This window comes from Caballeronia arationis, assembly GCF_001544975.2.
In the GTDB taxonomy this organism is placed as follows: domain Bacteria; phylum Pseudomonadota; class Gammaproteobacteria; order Burkholderiales; family Burkholderiaceae; genus Caballeronia; species Caballeronia arationis.
The window spans coordinates 1-1,438 of sequence record NZ_FCOG02000429.1 but is presented as its reverse complement, the minus strand read 5'-3'; the positions used below and the strand labels follow the sequence as shown (position 1 = coordinate 1,438).

Sequence of the window (1,438 nt, the reverse complement as noted above, 5' to 3'; positions counted from 1 at the left end):
CGGCTTCAGTTCGCGTTGCTTGCGCGTGTTGTTGGCCCGCATCTTCGGCCTGACCGGCTCGCCCTGATTCGTCCTTGACGGCGAACCCGAGGCGCGCCGGTTGTCGCGCTCCATCTGCACCTGACGCGATAACGCCAGCACATGCTCCAGGCGTTTGTTATCCACTTCGGCACCCTGATCCGCCACGGTTAACCGGTCGTACTGGCGATAGACCAGCGCGTCTCCATCCGCCCGAATTTCGATGCGCCCATCCGGGTATTCGTACACGTCGATATAGCGATGGGTGAGGGCGCGTGTCTGCGGCGTATCGTCCAGCATGTAGATCACCCGGTCGTATTGCAACGTCAAACTATTCGACACGCAACGCGACACACGATGCGTCAGAATCAGATCGAGATTCTCATCCTCGCGCAGCGCGCGATGGGCATCGAAGCCACTCTTGGGCACCTTGCCAAAGCGGCCATTGAAGTCGGCGATGAAGTGGGGCGCATAGGCATTGGCCGCTTCCTTGGTATCGATGCCGCGCAGTCGCAACTCCTTCACCAACCGATCCTGCAAGGTCAGATTGGCCCGCTCAACGCGTCCTTTTGCCTGGCTGCTATTGGCACACCAGGTATCGATATTGAGCTCGTACAAGGCCCGCCCGTATTGGGTAACGCCCTTGCCGGGCGTACTCGAATGACTGTTGCATGAGAACACGCTGGCCTTGTCGCTATAGAGTGCGACTGGTTTGCCGTACGCTTCGATGTATTTACGCGTCGCCTCGAAATAGCTGAACGTCGACTCGGTGGCAGTGAAGTGCAGGGTCATCAGCCGGCTGGTGGCATCGTCGATGAACACCAGTAATGTGCACGCCGGCGCGCGTTCCTCGAACCAGCGATGATCGCAGCCATCGATCTGGATCAGCTCGCCCAGACACGAGCGCCGGTTTCTCGGCTGGTGAATCTTGGGCGGACGCTGTTTGCGAGGCACCCAAAGGCCCGCTGCCGTCATCAGGGAACGAATCGTCTCGACAGCCAGTTCAATGCCGTGGCATTCCCGTAACTTCTCGCACGCCAGCGTCGGACCAAAATCGGCATAGCGCTCACGGATTAGTGCGAGCGCACGTTGCGCCACGCCGTCCGGCAGCCGGTGATTACTCGCGCGGCCGCGCTTGCTGGACACCAGACCGCGGGCACCGTCCGCACGATAACGCCAGACAAGCCGCTCGATCTGCCGCACGCTCACGCATAGCCGCTCAGCGGCACGGCCCGGCTTGAGCTGCCGCTCGACGACAGCCTGAATGACCTTGAGGCGATCCACTTCGCGCATTGACATCGTGATGGTCCCGGTCGTGTTCATGGTCCGCGCTCCAGATCCGCTTGTCTGGACACGAACCTACGACAAAATGCGACATCTCTACTTGGCGGAAATGCGACATTTGAACTTGGGACCTACA

General features: G+C 60.2%; 1 protein-coding gene. It reads right to left on the bottom strand.

Translation table 11 applies throughout. The annotated features are described in order from the left end of the window. The coding region (locus tag AWB81_RS42895; RefSeq protein WP_374730557.1) for an ISNCY family transposase at window positions 1-1,317 on the bottom strand (1,317 nt) is incomplete at its 3' end. Between the last annotated feature and the right edge of the window lie 121 nt (window positions 1,318-1,438).